This window comes from Acidovorax sp. GW821-FHT10E03 (assembly GCF_059415205.1).
Window position 1 is genome coordinate 1 of record NZ_JBWKMU010000001.1, and the last position, 17,145, is coordinate 17,145.

Sequence of the window (17,145 nt, forward strand, 5' to 3'; positions counted from 1 at the left end):
GTGGAGACGACGGGGCAGCTGTCGTTCCTGCGGCTGCATGGCTGCGAGGGGTTCCAGGGGTTTCTTTTCGGGCGGCCCGGACCGGTGGGAGATATCGATGCCTTGCTGTATCCCGCACAGTAGGCCCCGCCCGGGGCACGGTCCAGGCACGGCCGGGGGTGGGGCGTGACGCGGGTTGGCGCAGGCGTGGGAGTGTTCCTGGACAAGGTGCTGGACCGCAATGCCCCGGGCGCGCGGGGCTTTGTGCTGGTGGTGGTGGCGGCGCTGGCGGGTGCGTGGCTGGTGGTGCTGGCCGCGATGCACTGGCAGGGCGCGGAACGCGCCGCCGAGCGCGCGAAGCTGCTGCAGCAGACCGTCGACGTGCTGCAAAACCGCATCACCGGCGGTGGCATGCTGGGGGCGGTGTCGCTGCTGGGCCTGAGCGAGCCGCTGCTCAAGGCGATGGCCCGGGGCGAGCTGCCGCCGGACGATCCCGAGGCCCTGGCGCGCCTGGGGGTGGCGCGCGGCCGGTTCCTGGTGAGCGGGGTCTACGTGATGTCCGGCGACGGCACCGTGGTGGCGCACGAGACGCCGGGCACCCGTTCCACCGGCCTGAACCTTGCGTTCCGGCCCTATTTCCAGCAGGCCATCAAGGGCGCGATCAGCGTGTATGCCGCGATCGGCAGCAATTCGCAGGAGCGGGGCCTGTACTACGCCGCGCCGCTGTACGAGAGCGACACGCCGTCGAGCACCATCATCGGCGTGGTGATGTTCAAGGTGGGCTTCGAGTCGTTCGACGAAGTGCTGCGGCGCACCGAAATGCCGACCGTGCTGCTGTCTCCTCACGGCGTCGTGTTCGCGTCCACACGGCCCGAATGGCTGTTCGCCGTGGCGCCGCCGCTCACCCAGGCGCGCATTGACGCGATCCGCGCATCGCGCCAGTTCGGCAATCATTTCGACAAGGGCCTGGCGTCCGCACTGCCTTTTGCGCCGGATGCGGGCGAGGTCGTCCTCAACGGAGTGACTTACGCGGTGGAGCGCCGCCGCGTTGACTGGGGCGACCCGGGCGGCCAGTGGCAGCTGGCGATGCTGGACGATGTGAGCGCGCTCATGCCCGCCACCGAGCGCCTGCAGGTGGGGGGCGGGGCGTTCGTGCTGCTGTGCCTGCTGGGCCTGCTGCTGCTGGATCTGCTGCGCAGCCGCGCGCGGATGGCCGCCGCGCTCGAGCGTTTCAGCGTGCTGGGGGCCGCGCTCGAAAGCAGCCCCGCCTCGGTGGTGATCACGGACGGGGATGGCCGCATCGACTGGGTCAACCCGCAGTACGAGCGCAACACCGGGTACACGCTGGAAGAGGTCCGGGGCAAGAAGCCATCGATGGTCGCCAGCGGCCAGACCCCCGCACGGACCTACCAGGACATGTGGTCCACGTTGCTGTCGGGCCGTTCCTGGCGGGGCCAGTTCGTGAATCGCCGCAAGGACGGAACCATCTACCACGACGAGGCCACGCTGTCTCCGGTGTTCGATGAACGCGGCAAGCGCATCGCCATCGTCGGCCTGCACGCCGATGTGTCCGAGCGCATCCAGGCCCAGCAGGAGCTGGAGCGGCGCGAGCGCCTGCTCAATGAGCTGCTGGAGCAGCAGACCGCGATCTTCGACAACGCGCCTCCCATCGTCTTGCTGTGCGATGGGCAGGTCCGCCAGTTCAACCCGGCGTTCATGGAGCTGATGGGGGGTACCGCGTCCCAGTTGCTGGGGCAGGGCGTGTCGGCGCTGTTCGGCGGCGCGGCCGGCTCGGACCGGTTCAACGCGCGCGTGGGGGGGGACCTGGCGGCTGGCGAGGCCGTGCGCGAGACCACGTCCCTGTGCCGCCTGGACGGCAGCCGGTTCGAGGCGCGGCTGGCGGGCCGAAGCCTGCAGATGGACGGCTGCAGGACCGCCTCCATCTGGGTGATCGAGGATGTCAGCGAACAGCGGCGCGCCGAGATCGCGATGCAGCAGGCCAAGGAGCGGCTGGAACTGGCGCAGGAGGCCGGCAAGATCGGTGTGTTCGACATCGACCTGGCCACCGGCCAGGTGTTGTGGAGCGAAAAGCTCCTGGCCATGTTCGGCCTGCCGCCCGGCACCGGGGAGCGTACGCAGCAGGACTGGATGGAGCGCCTGCACCCCGAGGACCGCGACCGGGCCGCCGCCGCGTTTGCCGGTGCGCTGGCGGGGGGCGAGATGCATCTGCGTGATTCGTGGCGCATCGTGCGGCCGCAGGGCGAGGAGCGCTGGTTCCTGTCGGCCGCCCGCATCTTTCGCGACGGCAGGGGCAAGGCGGTGCGCGTGGTGGGCGTCAACGTGGACGTCCACGACCAGAAGCTGCTCGAGGCCCGCGTGGCCGAGCAGCTGGACTTTCAGCAGGCGCTGATCGACGCCATTCCCGTGCCCCTGTTCTACAAGGGAGCGGATGGCCGCTACATCGGTTTCAACCGCGCCTACGAGCAGGCCTTTGGCGTGCAGCGCGAGGCGCTGATCGGCAAGACGGTGCTGGACCTGGCCTTCCTGCCCGAGGCCGAGCGGGAGCGCTTCGACGCGGATGCCGAGGAAGCCCTGAACGGGGTCCAGTCGGTGCACAAGGAGGTGGACCTGCCGTATGCCGACGGAATGGTCCACCACACCCTGTTCTGGCTGCACGGGTTCTCGCGGCCCGACGGCTCGCCCGGGGGCGCCATCGGCACGTTTGTGGACATCACCGACCGGCAGCGCGCCGAGCAGGACCTGCGCCGCGCCAAGGAGCTGGCCGAGGAGTCCACCGCGCTCAAGTCGAACTTCCTGGCCAACATGAGCCACGAGATCCGCACGCCCATGAACGCGATCATCGGCATGTCGCACCTGGCGCTCAAGTCGGGCCTTTCGGCGCGCCAGCACGACTACGTGAGCAAGATCCAGCAGGCGGGCCAGCACCTGCTGGGCGTGATCAACGACATCCTCGATTTTTCCAAGATCGAGGCGGGCAAGCTCACGGTCGAGAAGCAGCCCTTCGTGCTCGACCGCATGCTGGAGAGCGTGTCCGACGTGGTGGGCTACAAGGCCGGTGCGAAGGGGCTGGAGCTGGTCTGCGACGTGGGGGCCGACGTGCCCCCGAACCTGGTGGGGGACTCGCTGCGGCTGGGGCAGATCCTCATCAACTTCGCCAACAACGCCATCAAGTTCACCGACACCGGCGAGATCAGCATTGCCGTGCGGCTGGTGGAGGAGGCGGGCAACCGCGTGCTGCTGCGCTTCGAGGTGCGCGACACGGGCATCGGGCTCACCGTGGACCAGATGGGGCGGCTGTTCCAGAGCTTCCAGCAGGCGGACACGTCCACCACGCGCCGCTATGGCGGCACGGGGCTGGGGTTGGCCATCTGCAAGAGCCTGGCGGAACTGATGGGCGGCGAGGTCGGCGTGCAGAGCATCCATGGCCAAGGCTCCACCTTCTGGGTCGCCGTGCCGCTCGAGCGCGGGGCACCCGCGCGGATGCTGCTGCCGCCGCCGGACCTGCGGGGGCGCAGGGTGCTGGTGGTGGACGACAACCACACGGCGGCCACGGTGCTCTCCGACATGCTGCACGCCATGGGCTTCGAGGTGGAACAGGCCTATTCCGGGCTGGAAGCGCTCGACAGGCTGCGCGAATCCATGGCGCGGCACCAGCCTTTCGGCCTGCTGCTGCTCGACTGGCACATGCCGGGCATGGATGGCATCCAGCTGGCGGGCCACATCCGGGGGCTCGGGATGGCGCAGGTGCCCAAGATGCTCATGGTCACGGCCTACGGGCGAGAGGATGTGATGCGCGCCGCGCGCGCGCAGGGCATCGACACGGTGCTGATCAAGCCCGTCAACGCGTCGCTGCTGTTCGACACGCTGATGCAGCCGCTGGAACACTCCACCTACAGCCCGCGCCGCGTGGTCACCCCGGCGCCTGCGGCGGACGAGCTGCCGCTCGCGATCCGGGGCGCGTCCGTGCTGCTGGTGGAAGACAACGAACTCAACCAGATGGTGGCGGTCGAGCTGTTGCGGGAAGCCGGTTTTTCCGTCGATGTGGCCGAAAACGGCCAGATTGCGATCGAGCGCATCGAGCGCAAGCTCTATGACGTGGTGCTGATGGACATGCAGATGCCCGTCATGGACGGAGAAACCGCCACGCGGCGGCTGCGCAGCGACCCGCGGTATGCCCAGCTGCCCATCGTGGCCATGACGGCCAACGCGATGGAGGCCGACCGCCAGCGCTGCTTTGCCGCGGGCATGAACGACCATGTGGCCAAGCCCATCGAGCCCGCGGCGCTCTGGAGCGCCTTGGGCCGCTGGATCCGGCCCCGGCCAGGCCTGGGCAAGCCGCCCGCGCCGGGCCTGCCCGCCACGGCTCCGCCGGATGGCGAGGCGGCGTCCGGCCTGTCCTTGCCCACGGTGGCGGGGCTGGACACGGCCCTGGGCCTGCAGCGCGCGCTGGGCAAGCCGGCCCTGTACGCCGAGATGCTGCGCCGGTTCGTGCAGGGGCAGTCACGGGTGCTTGCCGACATGGAGCAGGCCAGCGCCGGCGGCGACACGGTGCTCGCCGAGCGCCTGGCGCACACGCTGCGTTCCGTGGCGGCTAACATCGGGGCCGAGGAGGTGTCCTCCCATGCCCAGGCGCTGGAGCACGCCCTGCGCAGCGGGCAGGAGGCGGGTGCCGCCGCGGCCCTTCTGGGGGCCGTGGACTCTGCGCTGCAGCCCCTCCTGGACGGCCTGCAGGCGTGGATGCAGCGGCACCGGCCGGCGGCGCCGGACAGCGTGGCTGTCGCGGGTGCGGGCCACGAGGGGCTGGACGGCGCAGGTGCCCTGCAGCACCTGCGCGGCCTGCTGGAGCAGGACGATCCTGCAGCGCCGGAGTTTTTCCAACACAATGCCCCTGTGCTGAAGCCCGTGCTGGGGAGCGCCTTCACGGTGGTCGAGATGCACACCCTGAATTTTGATTTCGAGCAGGCCCTGGGGGCCATGGCCGATGCGCCAGGCTCCGAACACCCTGCCGCCCACACCCCCTGAGCGGCACAACACGCAGGAAATTCCATGGACAACGCGCCCTTTGCCTCCCCGCAGGCCGTTCTCGTTGAAAAACCGATCGCCACGGTGCTGGTGGTGGATGACACGCCCGACAACCTCACCCTGATGGGCAGCCTGCTGCGCGAGCATTTCCTGGTGAAAGTGGCCAACCATGGGGAAAAGGCCCTGAAGATCGCGCAGTCGGGCACGCCGCCCGACCTGATCCTGCTGGACATCATGATGCCCGAGATGGACGGCTACGAGGTCTGCCGGCGCCTGAAGGCCGCGTCCTCCACGCGCGACATCCCGGTGATCTTCCTCACCGCGCGCTCCGACCCCGATGACGAACGCATGGGCCTGGCGCTGGGCGCGGTGGACTACATCACCAAGCCCATCAGTCCGCCCATCCTGCTCGCGCGCGTGAACACCCATCTGGCGCTCAAGGCCACGGCGGATTTCCTGCGCGACAAGAGCTCCTACCTGGAGCGCGAGGTCGCGATGCGCACGCTGGAGGTGCAGGCCATCCAGGACGTGACCATCATGGCCATGACCTCGCTGGCCGAGACGCGCGACAACGAAACCGGCAACCACATCCGCCGCACCCAGCTGTACGTGAAGACGCTGGCCGAGCGGCTGCGCCACCACCCGCGGTTCGAGCCGGTGCTCAACGACCGGATGATCGAGCTGCTCTACAAGTCGGCGCCGCTGCACGACATCGGCAAGATCGGCATCCCCGACAGCATCCTCCTGAAGCCGGGCAAGCTCACCGTGGAAGAGTTCGAGATCATGAAGACCCACACCACGCTGGGCCGCAACGCGATTGAGGAGGCCGAGCGGCGCCTGGGCATGCGGGTGGCTTTTCTGAGCGTGTCCAAGGAGATCGCCTACTGCCACCAGGAAAAGTGGGATGGCTCGGGCTACCCGCAGGGGCTGGCGGGGGATGCCATTCCGGTGTCGGCGCGCCTCATGGCCGTGGCCGACGTGTACGACGCGCTCATCAGCAAACGGGTCTACAAGCCCGCGTTCTCGCACGACCAGGCGTGCAACACCATCGTGCGGGGCAAGGGCACGCATTTCGACCCTGACATGGTGGATGCGTTCGTGGACATTGCGGAAGATTTCCGCAGCATTGCCCAGAAATACCCCGACCCGAACTGAGCACAGTCCCGATAGGGGACGGTGCTCAGGCATACATCAGAACGGCGCGTCTTCGCTCTTGGGGGCGTCGGCCTGTGGGGCGGCACCCGTGGTGTCGGACTCCACATCGGCTGCAGCCTCGGCTTCAGCGCTGACGGGTGCGTCTGCCGCAGCCGCCTGGCGCACGGCCGCCTTGTCGCCCGCGCTCGCAAACTTGCTGTACTTGCCCAGGATGGGCACCAGCTGGCCGTAGATGCGGGGGTTGCCGGCCAGGCATTCGCGTTGCTCCAGGAAGTCGGCCTCGCCCGTGAAGTTGCCCACCAGGCCGCCGGCCTCGGTCACCAGCAGTGAGCCGGCGGCCACGTCCCAGATCGACAGGCCGGTCTCGAAGAAGCCATCCGTGAAGCCCGCGGCCACGTAGGCCAGGTCCAGGGCGGCGGCGCCGGGGCGGCGCAGGCCGGCGGTGCGCTGCATCACGTCGGCCATCATGTTCAGGTAGCTCTTGAAGTTGTCGCCCGGGCGGAAGGGGAAGCCCGTGGAGATCAGGCAGTCCTTGAGCTGGGTGCGCTTGGAGACGCGGATGCGGCGCTCGTTCAGGTAGGCGCCGCGGCCCTTGGTGGCCGTGAACAGGTCGTTGCGCGAGGGGTCGTAGATGACCGCCTGCTCGACCTTGCCGCGCACAGCCAGCGCGATGCTGACGCAGTACACGGGAAAGCCGTGGATGAAGTTGGTGGTGCCGTCCAGCGGGTCGATGATCCAGACAAATTCCGAATCCTTGGCGCCGTATTCGCTGCCCGACTCTTCGGCCAGGATGCCGTGACCGGGGTAGGCCGTGAGCAGCGTCTCGATGATGATCTTCTCGGACGCATGGTCCACTTCGGTCACGAAGTCGTTGATCTGCTTTTGCGAGATCCGCACCGATTCCACGTCCAGGGCCGCGCGGTTGATGATGGCGCCGGCGGCGCGTGCGGCCTTGATGGCCACGTTGAGCATGGGGTGCAGATTGGACGACATAGATTGTGGTGGTGAGCAGGGTGCCCGCCGAAGGGGCAACCTGCGAATCAGGAGCGGTGCGATCCGTCCCGGCGATGCGGGCGGCGACAATGAGGGCGGGATTTTACCCGCAGTGCCATTTTTTGCCTAACCCGCGGGCCTTTGTCCGCACCGCTTCCACGCTTCGCCTGTCCTGTTCGTGCCCCGCACACCCTCCTTTTCCGCTGCCATGAAGACCCGTTTTGTCCTGATCAACACCAGCCACGCCGGCAATGTGGGCGCCGCCGCCCGCGCCATGAAAACCATGGGTTTTGACGACCTGGTGCTGGTGGCCCCGCGCTGGGCCAACGTGCTGCGGCGCGAGGAGACCATCCAGCGCGCCAGCGGCGCCCTGGACGTGCTGGAGAACGCCCGCATCGTCGCCACGCTGGACGAGGCCCTGGACGGCGTGAGCCACCTGTGCGCCACGGCCATGACACCACGCGATTTTGGCCCCCCGACAGCAACGCCGCGCGCGCACTTTGAAACGCTATTAAAAAATGAGCTACTCAGGCATAAAGCACTAGCGCAAGAGGCCAAAAACCCTCAAAACGCAGCCGACGACACCGCTGCAGACCCGAGTGCGGCCCCGCAGGCCGGTGTGGCCTTTCTCTTTGGCTCCGAGCGGTTTGGCATGACCAACGAGGATGTGTACCGCTGCCACGTGGCGCTGTCGATTCCCACCAACCCCGGCTTCGGCTCACTCAACCTGGGTGCGGCCATCCAGGTGATCGCCTACGAGTGGCGCCAGGCGCTGGGCGGCTTTGCGGTGCAGGACGCCACCCCGCCGCGTGCGCTGGCCGACGCGGCCCAGGTGGCGGGCATGCTGGGCCATTGGGAGCAGGCGCTCACATCCATCGGCTTTCTGGACCCGGCCGCGCCCAAGAAGCTCATGCCCCGCCTTAACCAGCTTTTCAACCGCGCGCAGCTCAGCCCCGAGGAAATCCACATCTTGAGAGGTGTCGCCAAAGCCATGATCGAGACGGCGCAGGCGAAACGATAGACTGTGCAGCCCATTTACAAATAACCATAACAACCAATGTTCGCCCGCCTGCGCTCCGATATCCAGTGCATCCTCGACCGCGATCCTGCCGCGCGCAGCACGTGGGAGGTGATCACCTGTTATCCGGGCCTGCACGCGATCTGGCTGCACCGGCCGGCGCACTGGTGCTGGCACCACGGCCTGAAGTGGTTGGGGCGCTTCATCTCGCACTTTGCGCGCTGGTTCACGGGCATCGAGATCCATCCCGGCGCCAAGATCGGCGAGCGTGTGTTCTTCGACCATGCCATGGGCGTGGTGGTGGGCGAGACTGCCGAGATCGGCGATGGCTGCACCATCTACCAGGGTGTCACGCTGGGCGGCACATCGCTCTACAAGGGCAGCAAGCGCCATCCCACGCTGGGTAAAAACGTGGTGGTGAGTGCGGGCGCCAAGGTGCTTGGCGGCTTTGAAGTGGGCGACGGCGCCAAGATCGGCAGCAACGCGGTGGTCATCAAACCCGTGCCTGCAGGCGCTACGGCGGTGGGCATTCCGGCACGCATCATCCCGTCCAAAGAAGGCCAGAGCGCCGACGTGACGGAGCCCCAGCAGACCCCCAAGTTCACGGCCTATGGCATCACGCAGGAGGACGACCCCCTCTCGCAGGCCATGCGCGGGCTGATCGACAACGCCTCGTCGCAGGAGCACCAGATCGCGCTGCTGTGGCAGGCCATCGAGAAACTGTCCGCCAACCCGCAGAACAAGGACTGCGTGCCGTGTGATGCGGCGCTCAAGGAGCAGTTCGAGGCGGGCAAGCTCAACGAGCTGGTGGGCAAGTAGCGGCTTGCCTGCGCTGCATTCAAGAATCAGAATGCTATAAAAATTATAGCTGCCAGCGCTTGTTGAATAAGCGCTGGCAGCTATTTTTGCTTTGAGCCGTGAGAAATCAGGCCGGGCGAGGCGCTCGCACCGCGTTCTTGGGTCGGAACGCCTTGCAGACTTCGTCGCGCGTTTCCAGATATGGGCCGCCAATCAGGTCCACGCAGTACGGCACGGCGGCAAAGATGCCGGGCACGATCTGCTTGCCGTCGGCGTCCTTCAGGCCTTCCAGCGTCTCGGCAATCGCCTTGGGCTGGCCGGGCAGGTTGATGATGAGGCTCTGGTCGCGCACCACGGCCACCTGGCGCGACAGGATGGCGGTGGGCACGAACTTCAGGCTGATCTGGCGCATCTGCTCGCCAAAGCCCGGCATCTCCTTGTGCGCCACGGCCAGCGTGGCCTCGGGCGTCACATCGCGCGGGGCGGGGCCGGTGCCGCCGGTGGTCAGCACCAGGCAACAGCCTGCGTTGACCAGCTCGATCAGCGCGGCGCTGATGCCGTCCTGCTCGTCGGGGATCAGGCGCGATTCAAAGGCGATGGGGTTGAGCAGGGCGCGCGCGAGCCAGTCCTGCAGCGCGGGCAGGCCCTTGTCTTCATAGACCCCGGAGCTGGCGCGGTCGCTGATGGAGACGATGCCGACCTTCACGGCGTCGTGGTGGGGTGCGGGGCTGCCCACGGGCTCACTCATCGCCATTTTCCCCGTCGATGTCGCTGGCATCGTCAGCACCCGCGCCGCCCAGGTGCTCACGCACCAGCTGGAACAGCTCGCGGTAGGCGCGGCCCTTGCGGGGGGCCAGGCCTTGCGAGACCTGGACATTGGCCTCCTTGCCGGCAGGCTGTGCGTCCTTGCGGGCCTGGCGGATCAGGGCGCGCAGCTGCTGGGTGTCGGTGCCGGGGTGTTCGGCCATCCAGGGTGCGAGGGCCTCGTCATCCGCAATCAGGCGGTCGCGCCAGTGTTCGGCCAGGTGCAGCTGCATCTTTTCGGTGGCCGAGCCCTTGTGCTGCTCCTCCAGCGCCTGGCGGGCTGCTTGCACCAGCTCGGGTTCAAGCTTGCGCATGATCTTGCCCACGTACTGCATCTGGCGGCGCTTGCCTTCAAAGTTGGTGATGCGCTTGGCCTCGGCCAGCGCGTCCACCAGCTTGTCGGGCAGGCCCACCGCCTCGAACAGGTCGGCGCGCAGGCTCAGCAGCTCTTTGCCGAGATCCTGAAGTTCGTCGCTTTCGCGCTTGAGATCGGTGCGGCTGGCATCGGGCGTGCCTTTGAGTTCGGCCTTGAGCTGAATGTCCATTTCGCTGCCTTCGGCAACGAACTGGCCTCGCACAAAGTAGCCTTTTTTGGGTTTGCGTGACATGGGTGGGGGCAAAAAGAGAAGCGGCGCAGAGCGCGCCACAGCGGCAAGTATCATAGCTTCCGCTATGAATAAACCCTCCACCCGCGCCGCGCGCCTCCAAAGCGCCCCGCCCGCCGCGCAAGCCCCTGCCACTTCCCGCGCCACCCCCGACAGCGGTTTCAGCTACAGCCGCCCCTTCTTCGAGGAACTGGTCGACCGCGCCCTGGCCCATGCCAAAAAGCTCGGCGCCACCGACGCGGGCGCCGAGGCGTCCGAGGGCTGCGGCCTGTCGGTCAGCGTGCGCAAGGGCGAACTGGAGAACGTGGAGCGCAACCGCGACAAGTCGCTGGGCGTGACGGTCTACATCGGCAACCGCCGCGGCAACGCCAGCACATCCGATTTCTCCAGCAGGGCGATCGAGCAGACCGTGCAGGCCGCGTATGACATCGCCCGCTTCACGGCCGAAGACCCCGTGGCGGGTTTGCCCGATGCCGACGACATCGCCCCCGCGGACACACACCGTGACCTGGACCTGTTCCACCCCTGGGCCCTCACGAGCGAAGAGGCCGCTGAAATCGCCAAGGCCTGCGAGGCCGCCGCGCTCAAGACCCACCGCCGCATCACCAACAGCGAAGGCGCGGGCGTGTCGGCGCAGCAAAGCCATTTCTTCAGCGCCCACACACGCGGCTTTCGCGGCGGCTATGCCAGCTCGCGCCACAGCTTCTCGGTGGCGCCCATCGCCTCGCTGCCCGGCCGCAACGCAGAGATGCAGCGCGACGCCTGGTACAGCTCCATGCGCGACGCCACCGAACTGGCCTCGCCCGAGGCCGTGGGCCGGTACGCCGCGCAGCGCGCGTTGAGCCGTCTCGGGTCACGCAAGATCCCCACCACCCAATGCCCCGTGCTGTTCGAATCCACCCTGGCCGCCGGCCTGCTGGGCGGCTTCGTGCAGGCCGTGAGCGGCGGCTCGCTGTACCGCAAGAGCAGCTTCCTGCTCGACTCGCTGGGCAAGATGGTGTTTCCCAAGCACATCGACATTCTGGAAGATCCCTTCATCCTGCGCGGGAAGGGCAGCTCGCCCTTTGACGAAGAAGGCGTGCGCGTCGCGCCGCGCAAGGTGGTCAAAGGAGGGCGCGTCGAGGGTTACTTCCTGTCCAGCTACTCGGCCCGCAAACTCGGCATGAAGACCACGGGCAATGCGGGCGGCTCGCACAACCTGGTGATGACATCGCGCCTCACCCAGGCCAGCGACAACCTGGACGCCATGCTGCAGAAGCTGGGCACGGGCCTCTTGGTGGTCGAGCTCATGGGCCAGGGCGTGAACTACGTGACGGGCGACTACTCGCGCGGTGCGAGCGGTTTCTGGGTCGAGAACGGCAAGATTGCCTACCCCGTGCACGAGATCACCATCGCGGGCAACCTCAAGGACATGCTCAAGGGCATCGAGGCCGTGGGCGCCGATGCCTACAACTATGGCGCCAAGACCGTGGGCTCCATCCTCGTGAACCGCATGAAGGTCGCAGGCAGCTGAGCGGACGGCGGACGGGCCCGTTCAGGGCAACTTCCGGCAAACAAGGGCCCTCGCCATGGCGAGGGCCTTTTTGCATTCGGCCCCTGAACACCGGGCCGCACCGGGCCGCGCGGCCGTGCGCGTCCATCGACGGGACACACGCCGGCATCATTGCGTGTTGACATGATACAGACCTGTATGTAGTATTAAGAACATACAGGTCTGTATCTATCTCTTGAAAGGTCACCATGCATTCCCCTCTCCAGTCCATCGCCGTCTACGGCGCCACGGGCCACACCGGCCAGTTTGTCGTTCGCGAGGCCCGGCTGCGCGGCCTGCCCGTGGTGGCGGTGGGGCGCAGTGCCGCCCGGCTTGGCGCGTTGTTTCCCTCCGGCGTCGCCTGCCGCGTGGCAGGCCTGGACGACCCCGGCGCGCTCGGGCAGGCCTTCGCGGGCTGCGCGGTGGTCATCAACTGCGCGGGTCCTTTCCTCGACACCGCGCCCCCGGTGGCGCGGGCCGCGCTGCGGGCCGGCTGCCACTACATCGACGTCACGGCGGAGCAGCCCAGCGCGCAGGCGAGCTTTGCCGACCTGGATGCGCCAGCGCGGGCCGCCAGGCGGGTGGTGATGCCGGCCGCCGGCTTCTATGGAGGGCTGGCCGATCTGCTGGCCAGCGCGCTGGCCTCGGCGGGGCGCATTGACGAGATCACGGTGGCCATGGGGCTGGACCGCTGGTGGCCCACCGCGGGCACCCGCGAGACGGGCGAGCGCAACAAGGCGCCGCGCCAGGTGGTCCAGGGCGGTGCCCTGGTGCCCCTGGTCCCGTCGTCCGATGTGCCGGACTGGACCTTCGCGCCGCCGCTCGGGACGTATCCGATGGTGGAGCTGCCGTTCAGCGAAACGATCACGCTCGCGCACCATCTGCGGGCCGACACGATCCGTTCGTTCCTGAACCGCTCGGCGCTCGCGGACATCCGCGATGCGGCGACGCCGCCGCCCACGGCGGTGGACGGCAGCGGCCGGTCGGCGCAGCGCTTCGAGCTGGCGGTGCGGCTTGTGCAGAACGGGCAGGCCCGCACGGCGGGCGTGCGCGGGCAGGACATCTATGCCGTGACGGCGCCCCTGGTGATCGAGGCGGCGCAGCGCCTGATGGCACCGTCGTCCCAGCGCAGCGGAGCGCTGGCCCTGGGGCAGGCCGTGGACCCTGCGGACACGCTGCGCTCGCTGCACGGCCGGGCCCTGGAGGTCTTCGGCGACGCGCTGCCGCGCTGAGGCGAAGACAGGCCGGGCTCAATAGGCGGCCGCCGCGCCGCCGCCGGGCGGCGCCTTCGGCCCGCTGCCGCCGAAGTGGGCCCGCAGCCTGCGTGCCGCGTTGGCGAACATCAGCACGTCCACGCCCACGGCCACGAAGGTGCAGCCCAGGTCGAGGTAGCGCTGCGCCAGCGTGGGGTCGGAGGTGAGGGTGCCCGCGGCCTTGCCGCTGGCGATGATGGTTCGCATGGCACCTTCGATGGCCGCCTGCACCTCGGGGTGGCCGGGGTTGCCCCGGTGGCCCATGGAGGCGGCGAGGTCGGCCGGGCCGATGAACACGCCATGCACGCCATCCACGGCGCAGATGGCGCCGAGGTTGGCCAGCGCCGTGGTGGTCTCGGCCTGCACCAGCAGGCACACTTCGTCGTCCGCGATGTTCAGGTAGTCGGTGCGGGCGCTCCACTGCGACGCGCGGCCCACGGCGCTGCCCACGCCCCGGATGCCCAGCGGCGGGTAGCGCGTGGCCGCCACGATGCCCCGTGCCTGTTCGGCGGTGTCCACCATGGGCACGAGCAGGGTCGTGGCGCCGATGTCCAGCATCTGCTTGATCAGGGCCGTGCTGCCTTCCACCACGCGCACCACCGGCTGGGACGGGTGGGCGGCTACCGACTGCAGCGCGGCCAGGGTGCTGCGCACGTCATTGGGCGCGTGCTCGCCGTCGATCAAGAGCCAGTCGTAGCCGCAGGTGGCGGCGGCTTCCGCCAGGTACGGGTCGGCCATGGAGAGCCACAGGCCGATTTGCGGATGGCGGCCGGCGAGCGCGGCCTTGAAGGGGTTGTGTGCGGGCATGGGATTCCTTGTGGGAGGGGAGCTGAGCGCCGCATGCGGCGCCGCGCGAAAGCTGCGGGTCAATCGAGCCCGCCCTGGCAGACGTACTTGGTGTGCAGGTAGTCGTCGAGGCCGTGCGTGGAGCCTTCGCGGCCGTAGCCCGACTCCTTCACGCCGCCAAACGGCGCGGCCTCCGCCGCCAGCGCCCCCTCGTTGATGCCCACGATGCCCGTCTCCAGCGCATCGGCCACGCGCCAGATGCGGCGCACGTCCTGGCTGTAGAAGTACGCGGCCAGCCCGAAGGGCGTGTCGTTGGCGGCGGCGATCACTTCCTCTTCGGTGTCGAACACGGTCAGCGGCGCCACGGGGCCGAAGGTCTCTTCGCAGGCGCAGGCCATGGTGGCGTCGGCGCCGGCGAGCACGGTGGGCGCGTAGTAGGTGGCGCCCAGCTCGGCCAGGCGCCTGCCGCCCGTGAGCACCCTCGCCCCCTTGGCCACCGCGTCATTCACGTGGCGCTCGATCTTCTGCACGGCGCGGCCGTTGATCATGGGGCCGATCTGCGAGGCCGGGTCGCTGGCCGGGCCGACCTGCAGCGCCGCCACGCGCGCCGCGAGCTGGTGGGCGAACGCCTCGAACACGCGGCGCTGCACGAACACGCGGTTGGGGCACACGCAGGTCTGGCCGCCGTTCCTGAACTTGGCGGCCATGAAGCCGTCCACGGCGGCGCCGACGTCGGCGTCCTCGAACACGATGAAGGGCGCGTTGCCGCCGAGTTCGAGAGAGAGTTTCTTGAGCGTCTCCGCGCTGCGCCGCGCCAGGTGCTTGCCCACGGGGGTGGAGCCCGTGAAGGTGATCTTGCGCACGCGGCTGTCGTCGAGCCACACGTCCACCACCTCGGGCGTCTTCTCGCGCGAGGCGGTGACGATGTTGAGCACCCCCGGCGGCACGCCGGCCTCGTGCGCGAGCAGCACCAGGGCCAGGGAGGTCAGCGGCGTGTCTTCGGCGGGCTTGCAGACCACGGCGCAGCCAGCGGCCAGGGCCGGGGCGATCTTGCGCGCGATCATCGCGGCCGGGAAGTTCCACGGCGTGATGGCGGCCACCACGCCCACGGGCTCGCGCAGGGCGAACATGCGCCGGCCCGGCACAGGCGCGGGGATGACCTCGCCGTTCATGCGCGTGGCCTCTTCGGCGAACCATTCGATGTAGCTGGCGGCGTAGGCCACTTCGCCCTTGCCCTCGGCCAGGGGCTTGCCCTGCTCGCGCGAGATGAGCTTGCCCAGGTCGTCCTGGTGGGCCAGCACGAGGTCGTTCCAGCGCTTGATGATTTGTGCGCGCTGCTTGGCGGGCAGCTTGCGCCAGGCGGGAAATGCGGCGTGGGCCGCGTCCAGGGCCGCCAGCGCATCGCCAGCGCCGGAGTCCGGCACGCAAGCGATGGTGTCGCCGGTGGCGGGGTCGGTCACGTCAAGCCGGGCGCCGGTGGCCACGGTCCATTCGCCACCGATGAAGTTGGCGCTGCGGATCAGCGCGGGGCGGGTGAGGGTCAGGGGCATGGTCTTCAATGAAATAGGCCGGAAGCGCTTGTGCAACAAGCGCAAAAAGCTATGTTTTTGGGAGCAAATTCTCAGGACACGATGCCCAGGTGCCAGGGCACGAACTCGTGGTCGCCCAGGCCCAGGGCCTCGCTCTTGGTGGCCTCGCCGCTCGCGTGGCGCAGGATCTGCTCGAAGATCTTCCGGCCCATCTCGGGCACGCTGCATTCGCCGTCCACGATCACGCCGCAGTTGATGTCCATGTCCTCTTCGAGGCGCTGGTACATGGGCGTGTTGCTGGCCAGCTTGATGGTGGGCGCGGGCTTGCTGCCGAACATGGAGCCGCGCCCCGTGGTGAAGCAGATGAGCTGCGCGCCGCTGGCGATCTGGCCGGTGGAGGCCACGGGGTCGTAGCCGGGCGAGTCCATGAACACGAAGCCATGCTCGGTGATGGGTTCGGCGTATTCGTACACCGCGCGCAGCGGCGTGGTGCCGCCCTTCATGGCCGAGCCCAGCGACTTCTCGAAGATGTTGGCCAGGCCGCCGGCCTGGTTGCCATGGCCCACCACGCCGTTGAACTGGGCGTTCTGGCCCGCGGTGTAGCGTTCCCACCAGGCCAGGCGGTCCAGCAGCTTCTGGCCCACGGCGGGGCTGATGGCGCGGCGCGTGAGCATGAACTCCACGCCGTGGATCTCGGGCGTTTCCGACAGGATGGCCGTGCCGCCGTGGCGCACCAGGATGTCCATGGCCGCGCCCAGCGCGGGGTTGGCGGTGATGCCCGAGAAACCGTCCGAGCCGCCGCATTCCAGTCCGATCTTGAGGTGGCTCGCGCTCACGGTGCTGCGCCGCGCCTGGTTGGCGATGGGCAGCATCTCCTCGATGGCCGCGATGCCCGCCGCGATGGTGGCACGCGTGCCGCCCACGTCCTGCATCACCAGCGTGCGCATGAGCTTGCCTTCCTGCAGCCCTTGCGACTCCACCAGGGAGGCGACCTGGTTGCGCTCGCAGCCCAGGCCCACGATGAGCACGCCCGCCAGGTTGGGGTGGCGCGCATAGCCCGCCAGCGTGCGGCGCAGCACGTCGAAGTGCTCGCTGGGCGAGGACATGCCGCAGCCGCTGGTCTGCGCGAAGGCGGCCACGCCGTCCACGTGCGGAAAGTCGGCCAGGCGCTCGGGCGTGAAGTGCGCGGCGATGTTCTTGATCACGGTGGCCGAGCAGTTCACCGACGACAGGATGCCGATGAAGTTGCGCGTGCCCACGCCGCCGCCCGCGCGCACGAAGCCCTGGAAGGTGGCGCGCTCGCCCTCGGGCACGTACGCCACGGGCCGCACGTCGGCGCCAAACGCCGGGTCGCGGTAGTGCTCCACCAGCCGCAGGTTGTGGCTGTGCACGTAGTCGCCGGGCTCCAGGTCGCGCGTGGCGACGCCGATCACGGTGTCGTACTTCTTGACCTGCTCGCCCTCGGCGATGCGGCGCGCGGCGATCTTGTGGCCCGCGGGCACCTGGGCGCGCGTGCGCACGCCGAGTTCGGGAATTTCCTGCCCCAGCGCCAGCGCCGTCTTGGCGACGAGCACGTTGTCGTGGGGGTGCAAGTGCAGCAGCGGGCTGGCGAGCAGGCCGGGGGCCGTGGGGGCGTTCATCGTGGGCCTTG

Annotated in this window: 12 protein-coding genes; 6 read left to right on the top strand and 6 right to left on the bottom strand. The window is 68.6% G+C overall.

Annotated elements, in window-relative coordinates; all coding sequences use genetic code 11:
- The first annotated feature begins 165 nt into the window (after positions 1-165).
- Positions 166-5,022: a PAS domain S-box protein gene (locus AC07OD_RS00005; protein WP_494594466.1), complete on the top strand. Its 4,857-nt coding sequence runs from the start codon at positions 166-168 to the stop codon at positions 5,020-5,022.
- 24 nt (positions 5,023-5,046) lie between these two features.
- A complete protein-coding gene (locus AC07OD_RS00010; protein WP_492245521.1) occupies positions 5,047-6,177 on the top strand; it encodes a response regulator in 1,131 nt (376 codons plus the stop codon).
- Between the two features lie 36 nt (positions 6,178-6,213).
- Here AC07OD_RS00010 and AC07OD_RS00015 read toward each other — a convergent pair whose 3' ends face one another.
- Positions 6,214-7,170: an inositol monophosphatase family protein gene (locus AC07OD_RS00015; protein WP_492245522.1), complete on the bottom strand. Its 957-nt coding sequence runs from the start codon at positions 7,168-7,170 to the stop codon at positions 6,214-6,216.
- A gap of 208 nt (positions 7,171-7,378) precedes the next feature.
- On the opposite strand from AC07OD_RS00015, the gene AC07OD_RS00020 reads away from it, so the two are divergent.
- A complete protein-coding gene (locus AC07OD_RS00020) occupies positions 7,379-8,191 on the top strand; it encodes an RNA methyltransferase (protein WP_494594468.1) in 813 nt (270 codons plus the stop codon).
- 36 nt (positions 8,192-8,227) lie between these two features.
- Positions 8,228-9,007, top strand: coding sequence for a serine O-acetyltransferase (gene cysE / locus AC07OD_RS00025; RefSeq protein ID WP_057222886.1), 780 nt, complete (start codon positions 8,228-8,230; stop codon positions 9,005-9,007).
- Between the two features lie 106 nt (positions 9,008-9,113).
- On the opposite strand, the gene mog is transcribed toward cysE, so the two are convergent.
- Together mog and yjgA are read right to left on the bottom strand one after the other, a co-directional pair.
- Entirely contained in the window at positions 9,114-9,734 is a 621-nt protein-coding gene (gene mog / locus AC07OD_RS00030; protein ID WP_494594470.1) for a molybdopterin adenylyltransferase, read from the bottom strand.
- Positions 9,727-10,398, bottom strand: coding sequence for a ribosome biogenesis factor YjgA (gene yjgA / locus AC07OD_RS00035; protein WP_494594471.1), 672 nt, complete (start codon positions 10,396-10,398; stop codon positions 9,727-9,729). The genes mog and yjgA overlap by 8 nt, the downstream gene beginning before the upstream one ends.
- Before the next feature lie 64 nt (positions 10,399-10,462).
- Here yjgA and pmbA point away from each other — a divergent pair, with 64 nt between their 5' ends.
- Positions 10,463-11,908 carry a metalloprotease PmbA gene (pmbA, locus tag AC07OD_RS00040; RefSeq protein ID WP_494594473.1) on the top strand — a complete coding sequence of 482 codons (1,446 nt, stop codon included), beginning with the start codon at positions 10,463-10,465 and terminating at the stop codon, positions 11,906-11,908.
- 227 nt (positions 11,909-12,135) lie between these two features.
- On the top strand, positions 12,136-13,158 hold the full coding sequence (locus AC07OD_RS00045) for a saccharopine dehydrogenase NADP-binding domain-containing protein (protein WP_494594475.1): 1,023 nt from the start codon (positions 12,136-12,138) through the stop codon (positions 13,156-13,158).
- Between the two features lie 18 nt (positions 13,159-13,176).
- Here AC07OD_RS00045 and hpaI read toward each other — a convergent pair whose 3' ends face one another.
- The 3 genes from hpaI to AC07OD_RS00060 form a co-directional block, all read right to left on the bottom strand.
- Positions 13,177-13,986 carry a 4-hydroxy-2-oxoheptanedioate aldolase gene (gene hpaI, locus AC07OD_RS00050; RefSeq protein WP_218341899.1) on the bottom strand — a complete coding sequence of 270 codons (810 nt, stop codon included), beginning with the start codon at positions 13,984-13,986 and terminating at the stop codon, positions 13,177-13,179.
- 59 nt (positions 13,987-14,045) lie between these two features.
- The gene (locus AC07OD_RS00055) at positions 14,046-15,515 is read right to left on the bottom strand and encodes an NAD-dependent succinate-semialdehyde dehydrogenase (protein WP_494594477.1); all 1,470 of its coding nucleotides are present in this window, start codon (positions 15,513-15,515) and stop codon (positions 14,046-14,048) included.
- A 71-nt stretch (positions 15,516-15,586) separates the two neighbouring features.
- Positions 15,587-17,134: a UxaA family hydrolase gene (locus AC07OD_RS00060; protein WP_255594528.1), complete on the bottom strand. Its 1,548-nt coding sequence runs from the start codon at positions 17,132-17,134 to the stop codon at positions 15,587-15,589.
- Positions 17,135-17,145: the final 11 nt, after the last annotated feature.

Excerpts from the sequence above, each read along its gene's own strand:
- AC07OD_RS00010 (WP_492245521.1), top strand. The coding sequence starts at position 5,047 with ATGGACAACGCGCCCTTTGCCTCCCCGCAGGCCGTTCTCGTTGAAAAA.
- AC07OD_RS00015 (WP_492245522.1), bottom strand. The coding sequence starts at position 7,170 with ATGTCGTCCAATCTGCACCCCATGCTCAACGTGGCCATCAAGGCCGCA.
- AC07OD_RS00020 (WP_494594468.1), top strand. The coding sequence starts at position 7,379 with ATGAAGACCCGTTTTGTCCTGATCAACACCAGCCACGCCGGCAATGTG.
- cysE (WP_057222886.1), top strand. The coding sequence starts at position 8,228 with ATGTTCGCCCGCCTGCGCTCCGATATCCAGTGCATCCTCGACCGCGAT.
- mog (WP_494594470.1), bottom strand. The coding sequence starts at position 9,734 with ATGAGTGAGCCCGTGGGCAGCCCCGCACCCCACCACGACGCCGTGAAG.
- yjgA (WP_494594471.1), bottom strand. The coding sequence starts at position 10,398 with ATGTCACGCAAACCCAAAAAAGGCTACTTTGTGCGAGGCCAGTTCGTT.
- pmbA (WP_494594473.1), top strand. The coding sequence starts at position 10,463 with ATGAATAAACCCTCCACCCGCGCCGCGCGCCTCCAAAGCGCCCCGCCC.
- AC07OD_RS00045 (WP_494594475.1), top strand. The coding sequence starts at position 12,136 with ATGCATTCCCCTCTCCAGTCCATCGCCGTCTACGGCGCCACGGGCCAC.
- hpaI (WP_218341899.1), bottom strand. The coding sequence starts at position 13,986 with ATGCCCGCACACAACCCCTTCAAGGCCGCGCTCGCCGGCCGCCATCCG.
- AC07OD_RS00055 (WP_494594477.1), bottom strand. The coding sequence starts at position 15,515 with ATGCCCCTGACCCTCACCCGCCCCGCGCTGATCCGCAGCGCCAACTTC.
- AC07OD_RS00060 (WP_255594528.1), bottom strand. The coding sequence starts at position 17,134 with ATGAACGCCCCCACGGCCCCCGGCCTGCTCGCCAGCCCGCTGCTGCAC.